Annotated in this window: 20 protein-coding genes; 9 read left to right on the top strand and 11 right to left on the bottom strand. The window is 57.4% G+C overall.

What is annotated here, in order from left to right; genetic code table 11:
• The first annotated feature begins 2 nt into the window (after window positions 1-2).
• On the top strand, window positions 3-116 hold the full coding sequence (locus C5687_RS17720; protein ID WP_010433613.1) for a protein YohO: 114 nt from the start codon (window positions 3-5) through the stop codon (window positions 114-116).
• Here the strand turns inward: C5687_RS17720 and C5687_RS17715 are convergent.
• The 5 genes from C5687_RS17715 to bglX all read right to left on the bottom strand — a co-directional run bounded on the left by C5687_RS17715 (window position 91) and on the right by bglX (window position 6,286).
• Window positions 91-828 (bottom strand): ABC transporter permease, encoded by a 738-nt coding sequence (locus C5687_RS17715; protein ID WP_059386708.1) that lies wholly within the window; start codon window positions 826-828, stop codon window positions 91-93. The two genes, C5687_RS17720 and C5687_RS17715, sit on opposite strands and share 26 nt — an antisense overlap.
• On the bottom strand, window positions 812-1,762 hold the full coding sequence (locus C5687_RS17710; RefSeq protein ID WP_045285175.1) for an ABC transporter ATP-binding protein: 951 nt from the start codon (window positions 1,760-1,762) through the stop codon (window positions 812-814). The genes C5687_RS17715 and C5687_RS17710 overlap by 17 nt, the downstream gene beginning before the upstream one ends.
• Window positions 1,755-2,912, bottom strand: a complete 1,158-nt coding sequence (locus tag C5687_RS17705; protein ID WP_045285174.1) for an ABC transporter permease — start codon at window positions 2,910-2,912, stop codon at window positions 1,755-1,757. The genes C5687_RS17710 and C5687_RS17705 overlap by 8 nt, the downstream gene beginning before the upstream one ends.
• A 12-nt stretch (window positions 2,913-2,924) precedes the next feature.
• Window positions 2,925-3,842 carry a glycine betaine ABC transporter substrate-binding protein OsmF gene (gene osmF, locus C5687_RS17700; protein ID WP_025760006.1) on the bottom strand — a complete coding sequence of 306 codons (918 nt, stop codon included), beginning with the start codon at window positions 3,840-3,842 and terminating at the stop codon, window positions 2,925-2,927.
• A gap of 146 nt (window positions 3,843-3,988) precedes the next feature.
• Window positions 3,989-6,286, bottom strand: a complete 2,298-nt coding sequence (gene bglX, locus C5687_RS17695; protein ID WP_095450963.1) for a beta-glucosidase BglX — start codon at window positions 6,284-6,286, stop codon at window positions 3,989-3,991.
• A 189-nt stretch (window positions 6,287-6,475) separates the two neighbouring features.
• On the opposite strand from bglX, the gene dld reads away from it, so the two are divergent.
• Window positions 6,476-8,254: a D-lactate dehydrogenase gene (gene dld, locus C5687_RS17690; RefSeq protein WP_104557459.1), complete on the top strand. Its 1,779-nt coding sequence runs from the start codon at window positions 6,476-6,478 to the stop codon at window positions 8,252-8,254.
• A gap of 82 nt (window positions 8,255-8,336) precedes the next feature.
• A complete protein-coding gene (locus C5687_RS17685; RefSeq protein WP_104557458.1) occupies window positions 8,337-8,891 on the top strand; it encodes a GNAT family N-acetyltransferase in 555 nt (184 codons plus the stop codon).
• A 97-nt stretch (window positions 8,892-8,988) separates the two neighbouring features.
• Here C5687_RS17685 and pbpG read toward each other — a convergent pair whose 3' ends face one another.
• Entirely contained in the window at window positions 8,989-9,912 is a 924-nt protein-coding gene (pbpG, locus tag C5687_RS17680) for a D-alanyl-D-alanine endopeptidase (RefSeq protein WP_104557457.1), read from the bottom strand.
• Window positions 9,913-10,079: 167 nt separating this feature from the next.
• Entirely contained in the window at window positions 10,080-10,667 is a 588-nt protein-coding gene (locus C5687_RS17675; protein ID WP_013097942.1) for a Yip1 family protein, read from the bottom strand.
• A 157-nt stretch (window positions 10,668-10,824) separates the two neighbouring features.
• Here C5687_RS17675 and C5687_RS17670 point away from each other — a divergent pair, with 157 nt between their 5' ends.
• Window positions 10,825-11,397 carry a DedA family protein gene (locus C5687_RS17670; protein WP_104557456.1) on the top strand — a complete coding sequence of 191 codons (573 nt, stop codon included), beginning with the start codon at window positions 10,825-10,827 and terminating at the stop codon, window positions 11,395-11,397.
• A gap of 52 nt (window positions 11,398-11,449) precedes the next feature.
• On the opposite strand, the gene C5687_RS17665 is transcribed toward C5687_RS17670, so the two are convergent.
• The 3 genes from C5687_RS17665 to dusC form a co-directional block, all read right to left on the bottom strand.
• Entirely contained in the window at window positions 11,450-12,214 is a 765-nt protein-coding gene (locus C5687_RS17665) for an SDR family oxidoreductase (RefSeq protein WP_104557455.1), read from the bottom strand.
• 50 nt (window positions 12,215-12,264) lie between these two features.
• Window positions 12,265-13,683, bottom strand: coding sequence for a multidrug resistance outer membrane protein MdtQ (gene mdtQ, locus C5687_RS17660; protein ID WP_104557454.1), 1,419 nt, complete (start codon window positions 13,681-13,683; stop codon window positions 12,265-12,267).
• 128 nt (window positions 13,684-13,811) lie between these two features.
• Window positions 13,812-14,744 carry a tRNA dihydrouridine(16) synthase DusC gene (gene dusC / locus C5687_RS17655; protein WP_025756256.1) on the bottom strand — a complete coding sequence of 311 codons (933 nt, stop codon included), beginning with the start codon at window positions 14,742-14,744 and terminating at the stop codon, window positions 13,812-13,814.
• Between the two features lie 167 nt (window positions 14,745-14,911).
• Between dusC and C5687_RS17650 the strand changes: the two genes are divergently transcribed.
• The 5 genes from C5687_RS17650 to C5687_RS17630 all read left to right on the top strand — a co-directional run bounded on the left by C5687_RS17650 (window position 14,912) and on the right by C5687_RS17630 (window position 19,370).
• Entirely contained in the window at window positions 14,912-15,307 is a 396-nt protein-coding gene (locus C5687_RS17650) for a CidA/LrgA family protein (protein ID WP_095441370.1), read from the top strand.
• The gene (locus C5687_RS17645; RefSeq protein ID WP_025756257.1) at window positions 15,304-15,999 is read left to right on the top strand and encodes a CidB/LrgB family autolysis modulator; all 696 of its coding nucleotides are present in this window, start codon (window positions 15,304-15,306) and stop codon (window positions 15,997-15,999) included. Before C5687_RS17650 ends, C5687_RS17645 begins: the two co-directional genes overlap by 4 nt.
• 129 nt (window positions 16,000-16,128) lie before the next feature.
• Window positions 16,129-17,013 (top strand): cytidine deaminase, encoded by an 885-nt coding sequence (cdd, locus tag C5687_RS17640; protein ID WP_025756258.1) that lies wholly within the window; start codon window positions 16,129-16,131, stop codon window positions 17,011-17,013.
• 128 nt (window positions 17,014-17,141) lie between these two features.
• Entirely contained in the window at window positions 17,142-17,861 is a 720-nt protein-coding gene (gene sanA, locus C5687_RS17635; protein WP_014884561.1) for an outer membrane permeability protein SanA, read from the top strand.
• A gap of 120 nt (window positions 17,862-17,981) precedes the next feature.
• Entirely contained in the window at window positions 17,982-19,370 is a 1,389-nt protein-coding gene (locus C5687_RS17630; protein WP_104557469.1) for a glutamine synthetase family protein, read from the top strand.
• Window positions 19,371-19,419: 49 nt separating this feature from the next.
• Here C5687_RS17630 and mglC read toward each other — a convergent pair.
• On the bottom strand, window positions 19,420-20,364 hold a 945-nt coding region (mglC, locus tag C5687_RS17625; RefSeq protein WP_202911300.1), incomplete at its 5' end, for a galactose/methyl galactoside ABC transporter permease MglC.

The raw sequence follows: 20,364 nt of genomic DNA, 5'->3' as shown, positions 1-20,364 counted from the left end.
TGATGAAGGCAACCAAACTGGCCGTTATTACCCTTTTTGTCCTGATGGCCGTAAGCGGCATCGGCGGCGTGATGCTGGCAGGGTACTCGTTTATCGTTCGTGGCGGTGTCGGCTGAGGTACTGCGCCAGTCGCTCAAAAACGCGATCGACGACGATTGCCGCCAGCGCGACCAGCACCGCCCCCTGCACAATATAGGCCGTATTAAACCCGCTTAAGCCGATAATAATCGGCGTTCCCAACGTACTGGCACCGACCGTAGACGCGATGGTCGCCGTCCCGATGTTAACGATCACCGACGTGCGGATCCCGGCAATGATAACCGGTGCCGCAAGCGGCAGCTCAACCTTGCGCAGCCGCTGGCCGCGACTCATCCCCATTCCTTCCGCCACGCTCAGTACGGACGCAGGTACTGCCGCGAGGCCCGCCAGCGTGCCCTGCAGCACCGGCAATACGCCATACAGAATCAGCGCAATGATGGCAGGCTGCTGCCCAAAGCCCATCACCGGGACCGCTATCGCCAGCACCGCCACCGGGGGAAACGTCTGTCCTATGGCCGCAATGGTCTCCACCAGCGGACGAAACTCCCGCCCCGCAGGCCGTGTCACCGCGATACCGGCCCCGGTGCCCAGCACCACCGCAATGGCGCTTGAAAGCGCCACCAGCCAGAGATGCGCCAGGGCGAGATTAACAAAGCTCTCCTGCTGATACACCGGCCGCGGCAGCCCGGGGAACAGCGTACTAAACAGCGCCGCGCTGTGGGGCATCAGAAACAGTAAGGCGACAAAAAGCGCTACCAGCCAGAGGAGCGGATCACGCAGAGCCTTCACGCGCCACCTCCCCTGCCAGCAGATCGCGAAAATGTAAGGTACCGCATGGCGCCCCCCGTGCATCCGAAACGGGTAATACCTCGCACTGGCGCGCGACAAACGCGGAGAGGGCATCCCGCAGGCTCATCTGCTCCTGTAATGGCTCGCCGCTCACCGGCATCTCTTCCCGACGCATATAGTCACTGACCGTCCGCAGGGAGAGCAGCCTGACACCCAACTCGCTGCGGCCAAAAAATTCGCGCACAAAATCGTTCTTCGGCCATGTTAATAGCTCAAGCGGCGAGCCCTGCTGCACCACCTCGCCATGATCCATCAGCACCAGATGGTCAGCCAGGCGCAGGGCTTCATCAATGTCGTGCGTCACGAGCACGATCGTGCGTCCGAGAATGCGGTGAATGCGGGTCATCTCTGCCTGCAGCGCCCCGCGCGTCACCGGATCCAGCGCGCCAAAGGGTTCATCCATCAGCAGTACCTGCGGATTGGCCGCCAGCGCGCGCGCCACACCCACGCGCTGCTGCTGCCCCCCGGATAGCTGATGCGGATAGCGGTCACGCAGCGCGGGCTCCAGCCCCAGCAGCGCCATCAGTTCATCAACCCGGTCGGCGATGTTAGCCCGCGACCATTTCTCCAGCTGTAGCACGGTGGCAATGTTCTGCGCCACCGTCCAGTGCGGAAACAGGCCGATAGACTGAATGGCGTAGCCCATCCGGCGACGCAGCTCCAGCACCGGCAGGCTGCGGATCTCTTCCCCGGCAAAGCGGATCATCCCGCTGTCATGCTCAACCAGCCGGTTGATCATCTTCAGCGTGGTGGATTTTCCCGACCCGGAGGTGCCAATCAGCACCGAAAACGCCCCCTCGGCAAAATTCAGGTTCAGATGGCTCGCGGCCGGGCGGCCGGCAAAGGTTTTACTGACATCAAGAAATTCAATCATTGGCTCTTCTCCCGAGCAGCGCGAGCCATAAGGCAAACAGGGCGTCGACAACAACCGCCAGCGCAATCGTGGGTACCACACCCAACAGCACCAGATCCAGAGCACTGCTCAGCAGCCCCTGGAAGACCAGCGCACCAAATCCCCCCGCGCCAATCAGCGCCGCGATGACCGCCATACCAACGGTTTGTACCGCCACCACCCGCAGACTGCGCAGCAGCAGGGGCAGCGCCAGCGGCAGCTGGATCTTCCAGAAACACTGCCGCGCGCTCATCCCCATCGCATGGGCGCTTTCCAGCACATCCGGGGCGACCTGGCTTAAGCCCGCGACCACACCGCGCACCAGTGGCAACAGCGCATACAGCACCAGCGCAATCAGGGCAGGCGTTAACCCCGTTCCGGCGATGCCCAGCGTTCCCAGCGCGGGAAACGACTTCACCAGCCCGGCCAGCGGGGCAATCAGCAGACCAAACAGCGCGACGGAAGGGATGGTCTGGATAACGTTAAGCACGGCAAAAATACCGCCCTGACGTGAAGGATGGCGATAGCACCACATGCCCAGGGGTATCCCGAGCAGGAGCGCCGGAAAGAGCGTGCCGAAAAGAAGGGTCAGATGTTGTGCCAGGGCATCATCAAACACCTCCTGTCGGTTAGCGTACTCTTTTAACAGCGAAAGGTTGTTCAGCTCACCGCTGAAAAGCAGAAATAAGGGAATACACCATATCTGCGCATTAAGTACCCAGCGCCAGACGCTACTTGCGATGAGTCGACGAATGGCGTCGCTGCAGGCCAGCAGACACAGCGCCAGCCAGAGCCAGAGGCCGCTGCCCACCGTGGTTCTCGCCAGCGGACTTTCCGCCGACGTCATATGCGTTGCCGCCAGCCCGGCTCCCCAGAACAGGATGATAAACAGCCCTTCAGCGAGGAGCAGCGTCAGCCACTGCGCCGTGCGCCCCTGCCAGAGAGAAAGGATCACCCACGCGCCGAGCGCCGACGCCAGACACCACGGCGTGAACGACCAGATTTGCCAGAGCGCTTTTCCTTCCCCCGACATCAGGCGGTTAGGGGCAACATTCACAAACGGTAGCGCGACTGCCGCGATGGCCACGCAGGCCAACAGCAGCAGTACGCGGTTATGACATTTTATCGGCACAGCCCTTTCCCGTTACTTCACAAGCCCTTGTTGTTTCAGGAAGTCGGCGGCCACTTTTTTGGCATCCAGCCCCTCGACGGCAATGCTGGCATTCAGCTGCTGCAGCGTTTTTTCATCCAGCTTTTCGAAGACCGGTTTGAGCCATTCTGCAATGTCCGGGTACGCTTTCAGCACCGCCTCGCGCACCACCGGAGTTGGGGCGTAAATCGGCTGAACGCCTTTTGGATCGGTCAGGGTTTGCAGGCCGAGCGCCGCGACCGGGCCGTCGGTGCCGTAAGCCATTGCGGCGTTAACGCCTGAGGTTTGCTGCGCCGCAGCTTTGATGGTCACCGCGGTATCGCCGCCCGCCAGCGAGAGCAGCTGCGCCTGGTCAAGCTTGAAGTTATAGGCTTTTTCAAACGCCGGCAGCGCGTCAGGCCGCTCGATAAACTCCGCGGACGCCGCCAGCTTAAAGTCGCCCTTCTCTTTCAGGTAGCGGCTGAGATCCGCAAGCGTGGTCAGTTTACCTTTCTCCGCCACGTCCTTACGCACGGCGATAGTCCAGGTATTGTTAGCCGGGGCCGGCGTCAGCCAGACCAGTTTGTTCTGTTCCGCGTCGAGTTTTTTGACTTTTTCATACCCGGCGCTGGCGTTTTTCCATGCCGGATCGTTTTCATCTTTGAAGAAGAATGCCCCGTTGCCGGTGTATTCCGGGTAGATATCCAGTTCGCCGGAGGTAATCGCGCCGCGTACGACGGGCGTGGTGCCGAGCTGGACTTTATTGACAGTTTTCACGCCGTGGCTTTCCAGCACCTGCAGAATAATATTGCCAAGCAGCGCGCCTTCGGTATCGATCTTTGAGCCCACTTTTACCGGCTCCGCCGCCTGTAGCGGCAGGCTTAGCGCTGCGAGTAGCGCCACAGAAGCTACCATCCCCGTTTTAATCGTCATTCCGCTGTCCTCATTTTTTTATCGCCTTTTTCAGAGGCTTGAGAGAAAAGCGTAGCTTAAAACGGCGGATTTACCCGGCAAAATGCCTTTTTAGCATAAGGTAAGACGCATCCCCCGGAAGTCGGGGGATGCAAAGGCAGGAAAGGTTACAGCAGCTCGAATTCGCCCTGGTTTACGCGGGCGGAATCCACGCCGATAAAGACATTAAACTTGCCCGGTTCCGCATCGTATTTCATCTGCTGGTTCCAGAACTTCAGCGCGTCCACGTCAATCGGGAAGCTGATGGTTTTGGTTTCGCCAGGTTTCAGAGTGACCTTCTCGAAGCCGCGCAGCTGTTTCACCGGACGGCTCATGGAGGCCGTGACATCCTGAACGTACATCTGGATCACCGTCGCCCCTTCGCGCTTGCCGGTGTTGGTCACGTCAACGCTGGCGGTGACCTTGCCGTCACGCTTCAGGGTTGGCGCCGACATTTTCACGTCAGAGACCTTGAAGGTGGTGTAGCTCAGACCGTAACCAAACGGATACAGCGGGCCGTTAGCTTCGTCGAAGTAACGGGAGGTGTACTTGTTCGGTTTGTCAGCATTGTAAGGACGACCGGTGTTCAGGTGGCTGTAGTAAACCGGGATCTGCCCGACAGAGCGCGGGAAGGACATCGGCAGCTTGCCCGACGGGTTGTAATCGCCAAACAGCACGTCGGCGATGGCATTACCGCCTTCGGTACCGGCGAACCAGGTTTCCAGAATGGCGTCAGCCTGCTGGTCCTCTTTCACCAGCGCCAGCGGACGACCGTTCATCAGCACCAGCACCAGCGGCTTGCCGGTGGCTTTCAGGGCAGCGATCAGATCGCGCTGGCTCTGCGGGATGGTGATGTCCGTTCGGCTGGAGGCTTCATGCGCCATCCCCTGCGCTTCGCCCACGACCGCAACAACAACGTCAGACTGCTTCGCGGTATTCACCGCCTCGTCAATCATCTCCTTCGGCGTGCGCGGATCGACCTTCACCGCTTCCTCATACTGGTTGAGGAAGGTCACGATGTCTTTATCGTTGGTGACGTTGGCGCCTTTGGCATACAGCACTTTCGCGTTATCACCCACGGCGCTTTTAATCCCGGTCAGCACGGTCACGGACTGGTCAGCCACGCCCGCGGCAGACCAGCTGCCCATGACGTCGCGCTTGCTGTCGGCCAGCGGGCCTACCACGGCAATGGTGCCGGATTTTTTCAGCGGCAGCGTCTCAAGGCGGTTTTTCAGCAGCACCAGGCTTTCGCGCGCCACGTCACGCGCTTCTTTGCGGTGCAGACGGCTTTCGGCGTTGGTATCTGCCGGGTCAGACCCTTTCGGACCCAGGTGACTGTAAGGATCGTTAAACAGCCCCATATCGTATTTCACATTCAGCACGTGACGCGTGGCATCGTCCAGCTCCGCCATCGTGACCTTGCCGCTCTTCACCAGACCCGGCAGGTATTTGCTGTAGTACTCGTCGCTCATGCTCATGTTAATGCCGGACTTGAGCGCCACGCGCACCGCATCTTCCGGGTCAGAGGCGGTGCCGTGTTTGATAAGCTCTTTAATCGCGCCGTGGTCAGACACCGTGATGCCCTTAAAGCCCCACTGGTCGCGCAGCACGTCTTTCAGTAGCCAGGAATCAGACGTCGCTGGCGTGCCGTTGAGTGAGTTCAGCGCCACCATCACCGCGCCGCTGCCCGCATCGAGCCCTGCCTTGTACGGCGGCATGTAGTCGTTAAACAGGCGCTGCGGGCTCATGTCGACGGTGTTGTACTCTTTACCGCCTTCCACTGCGCCATAGGCCGCGAAGTGCTTGACGCTGGTCATCACCGAATAGCGATCCGCCGGGCTCTTGCCCTGCATCGCTTCCACCATGGTTTTGCCCATTGTGGCAGTTAAATACGTATCTTCACCGAAGCCTTCCGAGCCGCGACCCCAGCGCGGATCGCGCGAGACATCCACCATCGGTGCCCAGGTCATGTTCAGGCCGTCGTCCGCGGCTTCATAAGCCGATACGCGCCCCACGGTTTTCACCGCGTCGAGGTTAAACGAGGAGGCTAAGCCAAGGCTGATGGGAAAGACGGTACGCTGGCCGTGTACCACGTCATAGGCGAAGAACAGTGGAATTTTCAGGCGGCTGAGATCCATCACCTGATCCTGCATCTTGCGGATATCCTGACGGGTAACGGTATTAAAGATGGCGCCAACCTGCCCGTCTTTGATCATTTCGCGGATCGCCTCTTTTGGGTTATCCGGACCGACGCTGATCAGACGCAGCTGGCCGATCTTTTCATCGACCGTCATTTTCTTGAGCAATTCCGTGACAAACGCATCCCGGGCTTCAGGCGTGAGCGGATGGTTACCAAACAAATCCTCTGCCAGCGCAGGTTGCAGCGCCAGGCTGACGGCGACACCTACAGAACATAGCCATTTCATGTCGTTTTACTCTCTCATCAATAACCGCCGGACGATCTCGGCCATACCGTGCGAAAAGCGCAGTGTGCCACAAACCCTCTGAACGTTGCAGGGTTATTCTCTGATTTTTCTCGTGAATACTCGACCGCTTAACAGTTAATCGCGCTATGCTTTACAGCGAGAAATTTGCCCCACCACAAGGAGTGGAAGATGTCTTCTGTTCGAACAAACGATAACACGGCTTTTATTAACGAACTGTCGCGCCTGGTTGGCTCCTCTCACCTGCTTACCGACCCGGCGAAAACCGCCCGCTACCGTAAGGGTTTCCGCTCCGGCCAGGGCGAGGCGCTGGCGGTGGTTTTCCCCGGCACGCTGCTGGAGCTGTGGCGCGTGCTGAGCGCCTGCGTCGCTGCCGACAAGATTATTTTAATGCAGGCGGCGAACACCGGCCTGACTGAAGGTTCAACGCCGAACGGCAACGATTACGACCGTGACATCGTGATCATCAGCACTCTGCGCCTCGACAAACTGCACCTGCTGGATAAAGGCGAGCAGGTGCTCGCCTTCCCCGGCACGACGCTCTACTCCCTCGAAAAAGCGCTTAAGCCGCTGGGCCGCGAACCACATTCGGTGATCGGCTCCTCCTGTATTGGCGCTTCGGTGGTCGGTGGGATCTGCAATAACTCCGGCGGCTCGCTGGTTCAGCGCGGCCCCGCCTATACCGAGATGTCCCTGTTTGCCCGTATCGATGAAAACGGCAAGCTGACGCTGGTTAACCATCTGGGTATCGATCTTGGCGTCACGCCGGAGCAGATCCTCAGCAAGCTCGACGACGATCGCGTGAAGGATGAAGACGTTCAGCACGACGGCCGTCATGCACACGATCACGACTACGTGACCCGCGTGCGGGATATCAATGCCGATACGCCGGCGCGCTACAACGCCGACCCGGATCGCCTGTTTGAATCCTCCGGCTGCGCGGGCAAGCTGGCGGTGTTCGCGGTGCGTCTCGACACCTTCCCGGCCGAGAAAAAGCAGCAGGTGTTTTACATCGGGACTAATCAGCCGGACGTTCTGACGGCGATCCGCCGCCACATTCTGGGCGAATTCACGCACCTGCCGGTGGCGGGCGAGTATATGCACCGGGACATTTACGACATCGCCGAGCGTTACGGCAAAGATACGTTCCTGATGATTGACAAGCTCGGCACCGACAAAATGCCGTTCTTCTTCACCATGAAGGGCCGCACCGACGCGATGCTGGAGAAAGTGCCCCTGTTTAAACCGCACTTCACCGACCGCTTTATGCAGAAACTGGGCAACGTTTTCCCGGCACATTTACCGGAGCGGATGAAAACCTGGCGCGACAAGTACGAGCATCATCTGCTGTTAAAAATGGCCGGGGACGGGATTGCCGAAGCGCAGTCCTGGCTGAGCGAATTCTTTAAAACCGCCGAGGGGGATTTCTTTGCCTGTACGCCTGAAGAGGGCAGCAAAGCGTTCCTGCACCGTTTTGCCGCCGCAGGCGCCGCCATCCGTTATCAGGCGGTACATTCCGAAGAGGTGGAAGATATTCTGGCGCTGGATATCGCTCTGCGCCGTAATGACACCGAGTGGTTTGAACACCTGCCGCCGGAAATTGACAGCAAGCTGGTGCACAAACTCTATTACGGCCACTTTATGTGTTATGTCTTCCATCAGGACTACATTGTCAAAAAAGGGGTCGACGCGCACGCGCTGAAGGAGCAGATGCTCGCCCTGTTGCGTGAACGCGGCGCACAATATCCTGCGGAACACAACGTCGGGCATCTTTATAAAGCTCCGGACGCACTTAAGCAGTTTTATCGCGAGAATGACCCTACAAACAGCATGAATCCCGGCATCGGTAAAACAACGCGGAAGAAATACTGGCAAGAGAGCGCAGACGCGGAGCAGCGCATAACGCAAGCGTCTGATGAATTCATACAGCCAAATTTGAGAGATTGTTAAGCGCTACTTAATCGTAATAGAGTAACTGTCTGTCGCCGGAGAAACGTTTCTCCGGCTATCTATCACGAGGAGCAGGCACATCATGTCGGCTGTTGATGTTTTATCCGAGACCGAACTGGAAGTGCGCGACGCCCTTCCCGATGATGTGCATGCCATCGCCGCCATCTATGCCTGGCATGTGCTTCACGGGCGCGCATCCTTTGAAGAAGTTCCCCCCACCATCGATGAAATGCGTCATCGCATGAAAAGCGTGGCTGAGAACGGGTTACCGTGGTTAATCGCGCTGTATCGCGGCATTGTGGTCGGCTATTGCTACGCCACCCCTTACCGGACGCGACACGCTTACCGCTATACCCTGGAAGAGTCGATTTATGTGGACGCCAGCATCACCGGGCGCGGTTTTGGCTCGGCATTAATGTCTGCGTTGATTGCACGCTGTGAGCAAGGCCCGTGGCGGCAGATGATTGCCGTGGTGGGAGACGGCAATAATAATGCCGGCTCACTGCGCCTGCATAAAAAGCATGGCTTCGAGATTGTCGGACAGCTGCGCAGCGTGGGATATAAGAAAGGCGACTGGCGGGATACGGTGATTATGCAGCGCCCGCTCAACGACGGGGACTGGACGCTGCCAGAGTAGGCGCTTTCGCCCGGTGGCGCTTCGCTTACCGGGCCTACATGTCGAGGCCTTTGTAGGCCGGGTAAGGCGTAGCCGCCACCCGGCGCTGACAGGAGGCTCAGTCGTTCTGCGCCGTCGCCATCTGTTCCGCTTTCTGCTTTTTATACGTCAATGCCGCAGCCGGCACAGGCTGAACTTTTCCCGTTTCAATCCAGGTGCGCAGACGGCTCGCGTCGGCGAAGTGGGTATATTTGCCGAAGGCATCCATCACCACCAGCGCCACAGGCTTACCGTTAAACACCGTGCGCATCACCAGGCAGTGCCCTGCCGCGTTGGTAAAACCGGTTTTCGTTAACTGAATATTCCAGTTATCCCGATAAACCAGATGGTTAGTGTTGCGGAACGGCAGCGTATAGGCCGGGTTTGTAAAGGTCGCCATCTCTTCACGGGTGGTACTGAGCTGTCCAATCAGCGGGTACTGTTTGCTGGCAATCAGCAGTTTCGTCAGATCGCGCGCCGTGGAGACGTTGTTGATCGACAGACCCGTCGGTTCAACATAATGCGTATTGTTCATTCCCAGTGCTTTGGCCTTGGCGTTCATCGCGCGGATAAACGCGTCATAGCCGCCAGGATAGTGATGCGCAAGGCTCGCCGCCGCACGGTTTTCAGACGACATCAGCGCCAGCAGCAGCATATTTTTCCGGCTGATTTCACTGTTCAGACGCACGCGAGAGTAGATCCCTTTCATTTCCGGTGTGTGGCTGATATCCACTTTCAGCTTTTCGTCCAGCGGCAGATGGGCATCAAGCACCACCATCGCGGTCATTAATTTGGTAATCGAGGCGATCGGGCGTACCAGGTCCGGATGGCTGGCGTAAATCACCTTATTGGTGTTGAGATCAACAATCATCGCGCTGCCGGAGGCAATTTGCGGCTGGGCAGCAGCGGTGGTCACCGCGGGCGTTTTGGCGACGGCTGGCACGGCAGCGGACGCGCCCAGCAACAGCGCCAGGCTAAGTAAAGAGACTCGGAATTTCAGCATGGTGAGACTTCTGATAATTATTCACGCACGTAATGACGTACACCGCCTGTGTCAACGGAGAAACACAGGCTGGCTTCGGCATCATAGCGGTCACCGGGCGTTGTCGCCAGCGGATAATCGTGAACAGATGCTGCATTGCTGGCATTTACGCCAGCAATGCAGTGAACTCAGAAGAGACGGTATCCATAACCCCAAAGAATAACCGTCAGCGCCAGTAGCGCCTCCAGGACCAGCACGCCGATGGCGAGCGTCGAACTGGAGAAGCTCAGGCCCTCTTCTTTATTGATATTGAGGAAGGTTGGGACCCCCAGATACAGCAGATAACCAGTGTAAAAGAGGGCAATGGTACCGATCAGCGCGCACAACCAGACCAGTGGATAGAGCGCAACAATACCGCTTAAGAACAGCGGGGTCGCGACATATCCGGCGAAGACCATACAGTGGGCCAGCGATGGACGTTGCGGGTAGTTACGCGCCATCCAGTGTATAACGCGCCCCATCACCGCCACACCCGCCAGCATCAGGCCATAGAAGAGAATGGCCAGATAAAGCCCGGTAAACCAGGAGAGCTGAACCACGGTGCCGTCCCCGAAGTTCCAGCCGATTTGTGTTGTTCCAATAAAAGCGCATATTACCGGCACCGCAGCCATCAGCAGCACATGGTGCGTGTAATGATGCGAGACCGTTTCGTTCTCACTTTTAATGACATGCATTTCACGATCGGGATGGGAGAAAAGTCCCCAGACATGGTTCATAGCGCCCCCTTGTTGTCGGCCCGTCATCGATACCTTAAGTATAATGCAGGCTTTAGATTATTTTATGTACAGTGGGAAATTTCCGTTGATTTCCCCGCTGTTGATTCATGGGGTATATGATTAAGCGAGACATGCTAAGGGAGATGATATTGACGTAATGGATATCAACGGATTTATTGAACAATACGGATACGCTGCGCTGGTGGTCGGGAGCGTGGCAGAAGGTGAAACCATCACGCTGTTAGGCGGCGTCGCCGCACATCAGGGGTTGCTGAAATTCCCGCTGGTCGCCGCCGCCGTCGCGCTGGGCGGCATGATTGGCGATCAGCTGCTCTATTTTCTGGGGCTGCGTTTCGGGCCTGCGTTGCTGCAACGTTTTGCTAAGCATCAAAAGAAGATCCGCAGAGCGCAACGGCTGATCCAGCGCCACCCTTACCTGTTTGTGATTGGCACCCGCTTTATGTACGGCTTTCGAATCATAGGGCCGATATTGATTGGGGCGAGCCGCCTGCCGCCTAAAATTTTCCTGCCGCTCAATATTGTTGGCGCTGTTGCCTGGGCGCTGATTTTTACCACGCTCGGTTACGTGGGGGGCGAAGTGATTGGCCCGTGGCTGCATAATCTCGACCAGCACCTGAAACACTGGGCGTGGTTGATTCTGGTGGTCGGGGCGGTGATTGGGGTCAGGTTGTGGCTGAAGCATCGGGAAAAGAGGCTGGAGGAGGAGTGAGGGCGTTTTTAGTTCCCTCTCCCTTTGGGAGAGGGTTAGGGTGAGGGGAAACCTACCCCTCCGGCTTAAACTGCGGATTCGCCAGCATAAAACCCCCGTCGACAATAAACGATTGTCCGGTGGTATAGCTGGCGTCGCCATCGCACAGCCACGCCACGAGGCTTGCGATCTCTTTGGTATACCCCGGTCTTGCCAGCGGGATTTCCGGCAATGAACCTTCTTTCACCGCGCTGTCATCCATGTCGTTCATGGGTGTGGCAATCGCCCCCGGCGCGACGGCATTCACCAGAATGTTGTGCTTAACCAGCTCCAGCGCCATGGACTTCGTTAACCCTCCCAGCGCATGTTTTGCTGCGGTATAGGCGCTGGCCTCTGGCAGCGGCGTGTGCTCATGGACCGAGGTGATATTCACAATCCGCCCCCCTTCCCTCTGCTTCACCATCTGACGTGCCGCTATCTGCGAGCAGAGAAACGCGCCGTCAACGTCGACGGTGAAAATTTTCCGCCAGTCGTCAAACGGCATATCCAGAAACGGCGCTTTGGCCATCGCCCCGGCATTATTGACCAGCACGTCCAGTCGACCAAAACGCGCAATCAGCGTTTCTATCGCCTCAGCGCCTTCCGGCAGAGTACTTAAATCAAGATGGATAGCCTCTGCACGCTGGCCCTGCGCTTCGATTTCACGGCAGGTGGTCAGCGCCCCATTTTCATCTGAGTGCCAGGTGACGCCAATATCAAACCCGCGCTCAGCCAGCATCAGCGCCGTGGTTTTACCAATCCCGGAATCCGATGCGGTAACAATCGCTACTCTGGTCATACTCACCTCCTGAAAAACAGCAAAGAGGTAAGTATAGATAATGGCCTTTTTTAGCCATGATGATAGCCACCGCCCAGGGCCGAGGTCAGCTGCAGCGTGGCGTCAACATACTGACCTTTCAGCATTAATCCGGCGAGATGCTCTTTAAGCGCCGGGATTCTGGCTTCACTGACCCGGGAGCCGGCAATCATTCCCGCGCTAAAACGCGCCTGCGCCAGCGCCACCACCCGTGCTGCATCTTTTTCCACCTGCTGCTGATGACGGTTTTTCGCGGTCAGCGTTTCGACGTCACTGGCCGTGCGCGCCACCTGATTAACCGCCTCCACCACCGCTTTGTTGTAGTTCGCCACCGAGAGATTGTTCTGCGCCTGCGCGATATCCAGGCTGGCGTTCAGCCTGCCGCTGTCGAAAATGGGCAGCGTCAGCCCGGCGGTCACGCCCATCTGCTGCGCGGAAGCACGGAACAGATCGCTGAGGTGGAGGGCATCCTGCTGTAAGAAGGCCATCAGGTTCACGTCAGGATAAAATGCCGCTCTGGCGGCTTCCACCTCACTCATGGAGGCTTCGATGTACCAGTGCGCCTCCTGCAGATCCGGACGGCGTGCCAGCAGTTCGTATCCCAGCGTCGAGGGTAACGAGGCCTCCACCGTCGGCAAGGCGTGCCGGGTAAGTGTTAAAGTGGATGAATTGGTCAGCGCGACCAGACGCGCCTCTATGGCTTTCATCTTGCCGCTCACCTCAGCCATCTGCTCTTCGGTTTTGCTGGCGTTGATATCCGTTTCGACGCCCTCTACGGAGGAGGTAATCCCATGCAGATACAGCTCGCGGTCGGCCCCGATGATATTGTCCTGTTCGCGTTTAATCTGCCCGAGTACATCCTCCGCGGCGGCCTGGGTTTGCCACTCCCAGTAGAGCCGCGCCACGCTGCTGGCCAGCAGCTGACGGGTTTGTTCAAGCTCCGCTTTTTGCGCATTGACTTTGCCTATTCGGGCCTCCACCTGCGCGCGATTTTTTCCCCACAGGTCGAGATCCCAGCCGGCGGTCAGGCCAAAGGTGCCATTGGTGTACCACGGCCCGGTGGTACCTGCCGCCGGGTCAGTAATAGCGAAGGGCCCCATCAGCCCTTCGGCGGACATTTTCTGACGTTCGGCATCCGCTGAAAAATCCATCTGCGGACCGTCGGCAGCCAGCGTGGCTTTTGCCTGGGCTTCGGCAAGCGTAATACGCTGGCGGGCAATCTGCATATCCGGCGCATCGTTCAATGCTTTTGCAATAAGACGGTTAAGCTGGGGATCGTTATACGCCTTCCACCACTCATTTTTCGGCCAGTCCTGATGATGCAAAACCGTATTAACCGACGCCGTTACCGTCCGGGCCTGGAGAGGGGAAACCGTGGCATGTTCCGGCGCACAGGCAACCAGTACAAACGCGAGAGGAGCACTCAGAGATAAAATAAAAGAACGTTTCATTACGCCATAGACTCAAAAAAGAAAGGCGCAAATTACGCTTGATGTTATTTGTTTTTTTAGTAATGCGTGGCAATCCGTAAAATGTTATACATTTACATAAACAGAAAATTATTCATCAAATGAATTAATTACTTCGACTGAATAACCCGGGCAATATCAGCGGAGGTTTGTAATGTCCGGATCTCCTGAAATAACCCCAGCGCTTCATCATATTCTTTGCGTAAATAACTCAGCCACTGTTTAATTCGCGCCACGTGATACAAACCGGTGTCGCCCTGCTTTTCCAGACGGCTATATTTTTGCAGCAGCGTGACGACATCTGCCCACGGCATACGCGGCTCGTTATATTTTACCACCCGGCTGAGGTTGGGCACATTCAGCGCCCCGCGGCCGATCATCACCGCATCGCAGCCGGTGGCGTTCAGACAGGCCTGCGCGCTCTCGTAGTCCCAGATTTCGCCGTTGGCGATCACCGGAATGGAGAGACGTTTGCGGATCTCACCAATCGCCTGCCAGTTAATGCGCTCGGCTTTATAGCCATCCTCTTTGGTGCGGCCATGCACCACCAGCTCGGTAGCCCCGGCCTGCTGCACCGCATCGGCGATTTCAAATTGCCGGGCATCGCTGTCCCACCCCAGGCGCACCTTAACCGTCACCGGCAAATGCGAAGGCACGGCCTCACGCATTGCTTTCGCGCCGCGATAAATCAGTTCCGGATCTTTCAGCAACGTCGCTCCGCCGCCGCTGCCGTTCACCAGCTTCGACGGGCAGCCGCAGTTGAGATCCACGCCGTAAGAGCCCAGTTCAACCGCACGGGCGGCGTTTTCCGCCAGCCATTCCGGATACTGGCCGAGCAGTTGAATACGCACCAGCGTGCCGGAAGAGGTCCGGCTGTTGTTGTGCAGCTCGGGGCACAGGCGGAAGAAGGATTTTACCGGCAACAACATATCGACCACGCGCAGAAACTCCGTCACGCAGAGATCGTAATCGTTCACCTCGGTCAGAAGCTCGCGCACGAGGGAGTCGAGCACGCCTTCCATTGGGGCCAGTAAGACACGCATAGCAGTACCTGTAAAAAAAGACGCGCTATAGTATCTGCTCTCCGGGTATGTGGAAAGCACGACGTTCCATTCCGGAATGTCTGGTATGCTCAAATTTCATGATGTGATCCGTGGCACATTTTCAGGTTTAATTGTATGATGAATCCGTTTCAGCAAGGACTTTCACCATGAGTAAATCATTGAACATTATCTGGCAATATCTGCGCGCATTCGTCCTGATTTACGCCTGCCTGTATGCCGGGATTTTCATCGCGTCGCTGCTGCCCATCACTATTCCCGGCAGCATTATCGGTATGCTGATCCTCTTTGTTTTGCTGGCGTTGCAAATTTTGCCCGCAAAGTGGGTCAACCCCGGCTGCTTTGTCCTTATTCGCTATATGGCGCTGCTTTTCGTACCTATCGGCGTCGGGGTCATGCAGTATTTTGATTTGCTCAAAGCCCAGTTCGGCCCGATTGTGGTCTCCTGCGCGGTCAGTACGGTGGTGGTTTTCCTGGTGGTGAGCTGGAGTTCGCATCTGGTGCATGGTGAACGCAACGTGATCGGGGAGAAAACAAAAAAATGATAGCCAATATCTGGTGGTCGCTGCCGTTAACCCTGGTGGTGTTCTTCGCCGCTCGCAAACTTGCCGCACGTTTCAAAATGCCCTTGCTGAACCCGCTGCTGGTGGCGATGGTGGTGATTATCCCGTTCCTGCTGCTCACCGGCATACCTTACGAACGCTACTTTGCTGGCAGCAAAATCCTCAACGACCTGCTGCAGCCCGCCGTTGTCGCGCTGGCGTTTCCTTTATATGAACAGCTGCACCAGATCCGCGCTCGCTGGAAATCCATCATCACCATCTGTTTTGTCGGCAGCCTGGTGGCAATGATTACAGGGACATCGGTGGCGCTGTTGATGGGCGCTTCCCCGCAGATTGCGGCGTCTATCCTGCCGAAATCGGTGACCACGCCTATCGCGATGGCGGTTGGCGGCAGCCTCGGCGGTATTCCGGCCATCAGCGCAATGTGCGTGATTTTCGTTGGCATTCTTGGCGCGGTATTTGGTCATACCCTGCTGAACGCCATGCGTATCCATACGAAGGCTGCCCGGGGATTGTCGATGGGTACCGCCTCGCATGCGCTGGGCACCGCCCGCTGCGCGGAGCTGGATTATCAGGAAGGGGCGTTTAGCTCCCTGGCGCTGGTGATCTGCGGGATTATCACCTCCCTGCTGGCCCCGTTCATTTTCCCGCTGATTCTGGCGGTGATGGGCTAAAATTTGCGATGCGTCGCGCAAATTTCATTTTGATTTCATAAGTTGCATACATAATGAGAAGTGGATCACATATAAAGCCCTAACGGCTCCGTAAACTACCGATCCATTAACCTTTATGAGGCAAACGCCATGCACCCACGTTTTCAAGCTGCTTTCGCCCAGCTTGCAGAGAATTTGCAGTCAGCCCTGGCTCCCGTTCTGGCAGATGCACACTTCCCCGCCCTGTTGACGGCGGAGCAGGTCACGATGCTGAAACAGGCAACGGGACTGGACGAAGACGCGCTGGCTTTCGCACTGCTGCCCCTGGCCGCCGCCTGCGCGCGGGCCGATCTTTCCCACTTCAACGTCGGCGCCATTGCACGTGGGGTCAGTGGTACCTGGTACTTCGGTGGCAATATGGAATTTCTGGGCGCAACCATGCAGCAAACCGTTCACGCCGAGCAGAGCGCCATCAGCCACGCCTGGCTGCGCGGTGAAAAAGCGCTGAGCGCCATTACCGTGAACTACACCCCTTGCGGTCACTGCCGTCAGTTCATGAACGAGCTGAACAGCGGTCTGCAGCTGCGCATCAACCTGCCGGGCCGCGCGCCACACACGCTGGCGGATTACCTGCCAGACGCGTTTGGCCCGAAAGATCTGGAGATCAAAACGCTATTGATGGACGAGCAGGACCACGGTTTCGCCCTGTCTGGCGATGACCTGTCCCAGGCGGCCATTCGCGCTGCCAACAAGAGCCATACCCCGTACAGCAAGTCCCCGAGCGGGGTGGCGCTACAGTGCCGCGATGGGCGCATCTTTAGCGGCAGCTATGCGGAGAACGCGGCGTTTAACCCAACGCTGCCGCCACTGCAGGGTGCCCTCAACCTGCTGAGCCTGAACGGCTATGACTATCCTGACATTCAGCGCGCCATTCTGGCAGAGAGAGCCGATGCGCCGCTGATTCAGTGGGATGCCACCGCCGCGACGCTCAAGGCGCTGGGCTGTACGACGATTGACCGCGTACTGCTTGCCTGATTCCTTCCGGCGGGCAGAAATGCCCGCCAGTTTGCTGAAAAACCCCTCAGTTGAGTCGCTGTTTCTTGCGCTAACCAGGCGGGTAAAGTAGCCTGAGTTAAATTTCATCTTCGGTACGAGCCATCTGCATGTTAAAGCGCGTGTTTTACAGCCTGTCTGTCCTGGTCGGCATACTGCTGTTGATCGTGCTTGGTCTCGACCGCTGGATGAGCTGGAAAACCGCCCCTTACATCTTTGATGACCTGCAGGACCTGCCTTACCGTCAGGTGGGCGTGGTGCTCGGCACCGCCAAGTATTACCGCACCGGCGTCATCAACCAGTATTACCGTTACCGCATTCAGGGCGCGCTGAACGCCTACAACAGCGGCAAAGTGAACTACCTGCTGTTAAGCGGGGATAACGCCCTGCAAAGCTATAACGAACCGGTGACGATGCGTAAGGATTTGATTGCCGCGGGGGTGGACCCTGCTGATATCGTCCTCGACTACGCCGGGTTCCGCACCCTCGACTCCATCGTGCGCACGCGCAAAGTCTTCGACACCAACGACTTCATCATCATCACCCAGCGCTTCCACTGCGAGCGCGCGCTGTTTATCGCCCTGCATATGGGTATTCAGGCGCAGTGCTACGCGGTGCCATCGCCAAAAGATATGCTCAGCGTGCGCGTTCGCGAATTTGGTGCCCGCTTTGGCGCCCTGGCAGACCTCTATATTTTCAAACGCGAACCGCGCTTCTTAGGCCCGCTGGTGCCGATTCCGGCGATGCATGAAGTGCCTGAAGACGCTCAGGGTTACCCGGCGGTGACGCCAGAGCAACTGCTTGATATGCAGAAAAAAGAGAAAAAATAGCCCGCCTTTATACTTTCTTTACGCCGGGCGTGACGCTTTTTATCCCGCCTTTACGCCGGCTCTTTTACGCTGAGTTCACTGCCGCTACGGCTTCATTGAAGAATGACTATGAACTCGATAATGAATGCGTTTTTCCTGAAAAGTCTCCGCCCGTATTTTAACTTTCCCGGTTTATCACTCCCCGGCGCGCTGAATTCCGGTCTCTGGCTTGATGAAAAAATTGATGCCCTGCAGCACAACATTGCCGTGGAAGTGGCCGATTACCTGGAACGCTACCCGCAGACGAAGCACGTTGACGTTTATCTGAATGATATCAACGGCACGATGCGCGGCAAACGCCTCTCGGTAGAGAGCATGCTGACGCTGGAAAACGGCTGTTATTTTCCGCTCTCCGTCTATTCGATGGACCAGAAAGGACAAATCGCCGCTTCGCTGCCTGATGAACCCGACCGCCTTTGCGTCCCCGTCGCCGGCTCCCTGCGTCCCTGTCCACACGATCCACAGCACAACGCGCAGATCCTGCTGACGATGAAAGACAGCGACGAGAAACCCTGCCCGCTTGAGCCGCGTGTGATCCTGCAGACTATACTTTCCCGCTTCCACCAGCACGGGCTCTTCCCGGTTATTGCCCCGGAAATCGAGTTCTACCTGACGGAACAGGGGCGACAGGATTCGCAAAATCCGGGCTGCTTTCATATGGATACCCCGAGCGCGCACGCGGCGCTGTTTGACGAACTGGAACAGCTGGCACACCTTCAGCGCATTCCGCTCACCGGGATCGTGGCGGAAGCCGAGCCCGGTCAGTACGAATTAAACCTGAAGCATAGCCATCACGTTGTTGAGGTCTGTGATAACGTGCTGGCGCTGCGCCGCCTGGCCCGATACGCGGCGGAAAAACACGGCCTGCAGGCCAACTTTATGGCCAAGCCTTTCAGCCAGCTCTCGGGCAGCGGTTTTCACGTCCACTTCAGCCTCAATGACAGCCGCGGCAACAACCTCTTTGCCTCACCGGTGAATGCGCTTAACAGCATGATGCGTTTATGTATCGCGGGCCAGCTGGCGCTGATGCCCGCCTCCGTCGCCATTCTTGCGCCGGGCGTCAACGCGTTTCGTCGTTTGCGTAAAAACCTGACGGAGCCCCTCTTTCACTCCTGGGGTTATAACACCCGTACCGCCGCCCTGCGGATCCCCTGCTCGGATGACAGCAACCGTCGCATTGAGTACCGTCTGGCCGGAGCTGATGCTAATCCCTATCTGGTGGTTGCAACCCTCCTGACCGGCATGCTGTACGGGCTGGAAAATATCGACGAGGAGGCGTTGGCTGAACCGCAGCAGGACCAACCCGACCTGCCGCTGTTTCAGCAGGAAGCGATTGAGACCTTCGCCCGCTGTCAGTATCTCACCGACAGCCTGGGTGAGGCCTTTTCTGAACAGTGGGTTGCCTGCAAGCTCTCAGAACTCGACTGGTTTGAGCGCATTGTGACCCGGGAGGAGTCAAATCTGGCGTAGGGCATAAAAAAGCCCGCTCGTTGAGCGGGCCAGAGGAGACGAGTGAGGCTTACTTCTTACGCGCGTATTTCAGTGAATCCAGCGCGACCGCGAAGATGATGATGGCGCCCTTGATGATGTACTGCCAGTACGGGTTTACGCCGATATAGGTCAGCCCGTAGTTGATGACGGTGAAGATGATCACACCGGTCACCACGCCGAGTACGGTACCCACACCACCGCTGAAGGAGACGCCGCCCACCACGCAGGCTGCGATCGCATCCAGCTCGTACATAAAGCCAAGGTTGTTGGTGGCAGAGCCGATACGGCCCGCTTCCAGCATCCCGCCGAAGGCGTAGAACACCCCGGACAGGGCATAGATGATGAGCAGGTTCAGGGCAACGTTGACGCCGGAGACTTTCGCCGCTTCCGGGTTACCCCCGATAGCGAAGATGTTTTTACCAAAGCGCGTTTTGTTCCACAGGATCCAGACGAAGGCCACCGCAATCAGGGCATAGAAGGTGATATACGACAGGCGGAAGCTGCCCAGCGCGATAAACCCTTGCGTAAAGCTTGAGAAGCCGCTGTCAAAGCCCGAAATAGGAGACGCACCGACAAAGTCGTAGTACAGGGAGTTGATACCGTAAACGATGATCATCGTACCCAGCGTGGTGATAAATGGCGTCACGTTCAGGTAGGCGATGATAATACCGTTGATCAGACCAATCACCGCACCGATGGCGCAGACAATCAGGATCACCACGAAAATGGGCATGGTGGCCATTTCCGGGAAGACCTTGTTGGCGTTTTCCATCGACTGCAGCAGGGTTGCCGCGATAACCGCCGCCAGGCCGACCTGGCGACCGGCAGAAAGGTCTGTCCCCTGGGTGACGATCAGGCCCGCTACGCCCAGCGCAATGATAATACGCACGGAGGATTGGGTCAGGATGTTACTCAGGTTCAACAGGCTTAAGAACGTAGGGTCCTGGAAAATGATGATGGCCAGCAGTACTAA

The organism is Enterobacter sichuanensis (genome assembly GCF_002939185.1).
Taxonomy (GTDB): Bacteria; Pseudomonadota; Gammaproteobacteria; order Enterobacterales; family Enterobacteriaceae; genus Enterobacter; species Enterobacter sichuanensis.
Note: the sequence above shows the minus strand (reverse complement) of the source record. Positions and strands in the feature narration are given on the sequence as shown.

Coding starts and splice junctions, on each gene's coding strand:
- C5687_RS17675 (WP_013097942.1), bottom strand. CDS start 10,667: ATGAACCATGTCTGGGGACTTTTCTCCCATCCCGATCGTGAAATGCAT.
- dusC (WP_025756256.1), bottom strand. CDS start 14,744: ATGCGTGTCTTACTGGCCCCAATGGAAGGCGTGCTCGACTCCCTCGTG.
- C5687_RS17630 (WP_104557469.1), top strand. CDS start 17,982: ATGAATGCGTTTTTCCTGAAAAGTCTCCGCCCGTATTTTAACTTTCCC.
- osmF (WP_025760006.1), bottom strand. CDS start 3,842: ATGACGATTAAAACGGGGATGGTAGCTTCTGTGGCGCTACTCGCAGCG.
- C5687_RS17710 (WP_045285175.1), bottom strand. CDS start 1,762: ATGATTGAATTTCTTGATGTCAGTAAAACCTTTGCCGGCCGCCCGGCC.
- C5687_RS17670 (WP_104557456.1), top strand. CDS start 10,825: ATGGATATCAACGGATTTATTGAACAATACGGATACGCTGCGCTGGTG.
- mdtQ (WP_104557454.1), bottom strand. CDS start 13,683: ATGAAACGTTCTTTTATTTTATCTCTGAGTGCTCCTCTCGCGTTTGTA.
- sanA (WP_014884561.1), top strand. CDS start 17,142: ATGTTAAAGCGCGTGTTTTACAGCCTGTCTGTCCTGGTCGGCATACTG.
- C5687_RS17720 (WP_010433613.1), top strand. CDS start 3: ATGAAGGCAACCAAACTGGCCGTTATTACCCTTTTTGTCCTGATGGCC.
- C5687_RS17650 (WP_095441370.1), top strand. CDS start 14,912: ATGAGTAAATCATTGAACATTATCTGGCAATATCTGCGCGCATTCGTC.
- pbpG (WP_104557457.1), bottom strand. CDS start 9,912: ATGCTGAAATTCCGAGTCTCTTTACTTAGCCTGGCGCTGTTGCTGGGC.
- bglX (WP_095450963.1), bottom strand. CDS start 6,286: ATGAAATGGCTATGTTCTGTAGGTGTCGCCGTCAGCCTGGCGCTGCAA.
- C5687_RS17665 (WP_104557455.1), bottom strand. CDS start 12,214: ATGACCAGAGTAGCGATTGTTACCGCATCGGATTCCGGGATTGGTAAA.
- dld (WP_104557459.1), top strand. CDS start 6,476: ATGTCTTCTGTTCGAACAAACGATAACACGGCTTTTATTAACGAACTG.
- cdd (WP_025756258.1), top strand. CDS start 16,129: ATGCACCCACGTTTTCAAGCTGCTTTCGCCCAGCTTGCAGAGAATTTG.
- C5687_RS17685 (WP_104557458.1), top strand. CDS start 8,337: ATGTCGGCTGTTGATGTTTTATCCGAGACCGAACTGGAAGTGCGCGAC.
- C5687_RS17645 (WP_025756257.1), top strand. CDS start 15,304: ATGATAGCCAATATCTGGTGGTCGCTGCCGTTAACCCTGGTGGTGTTC.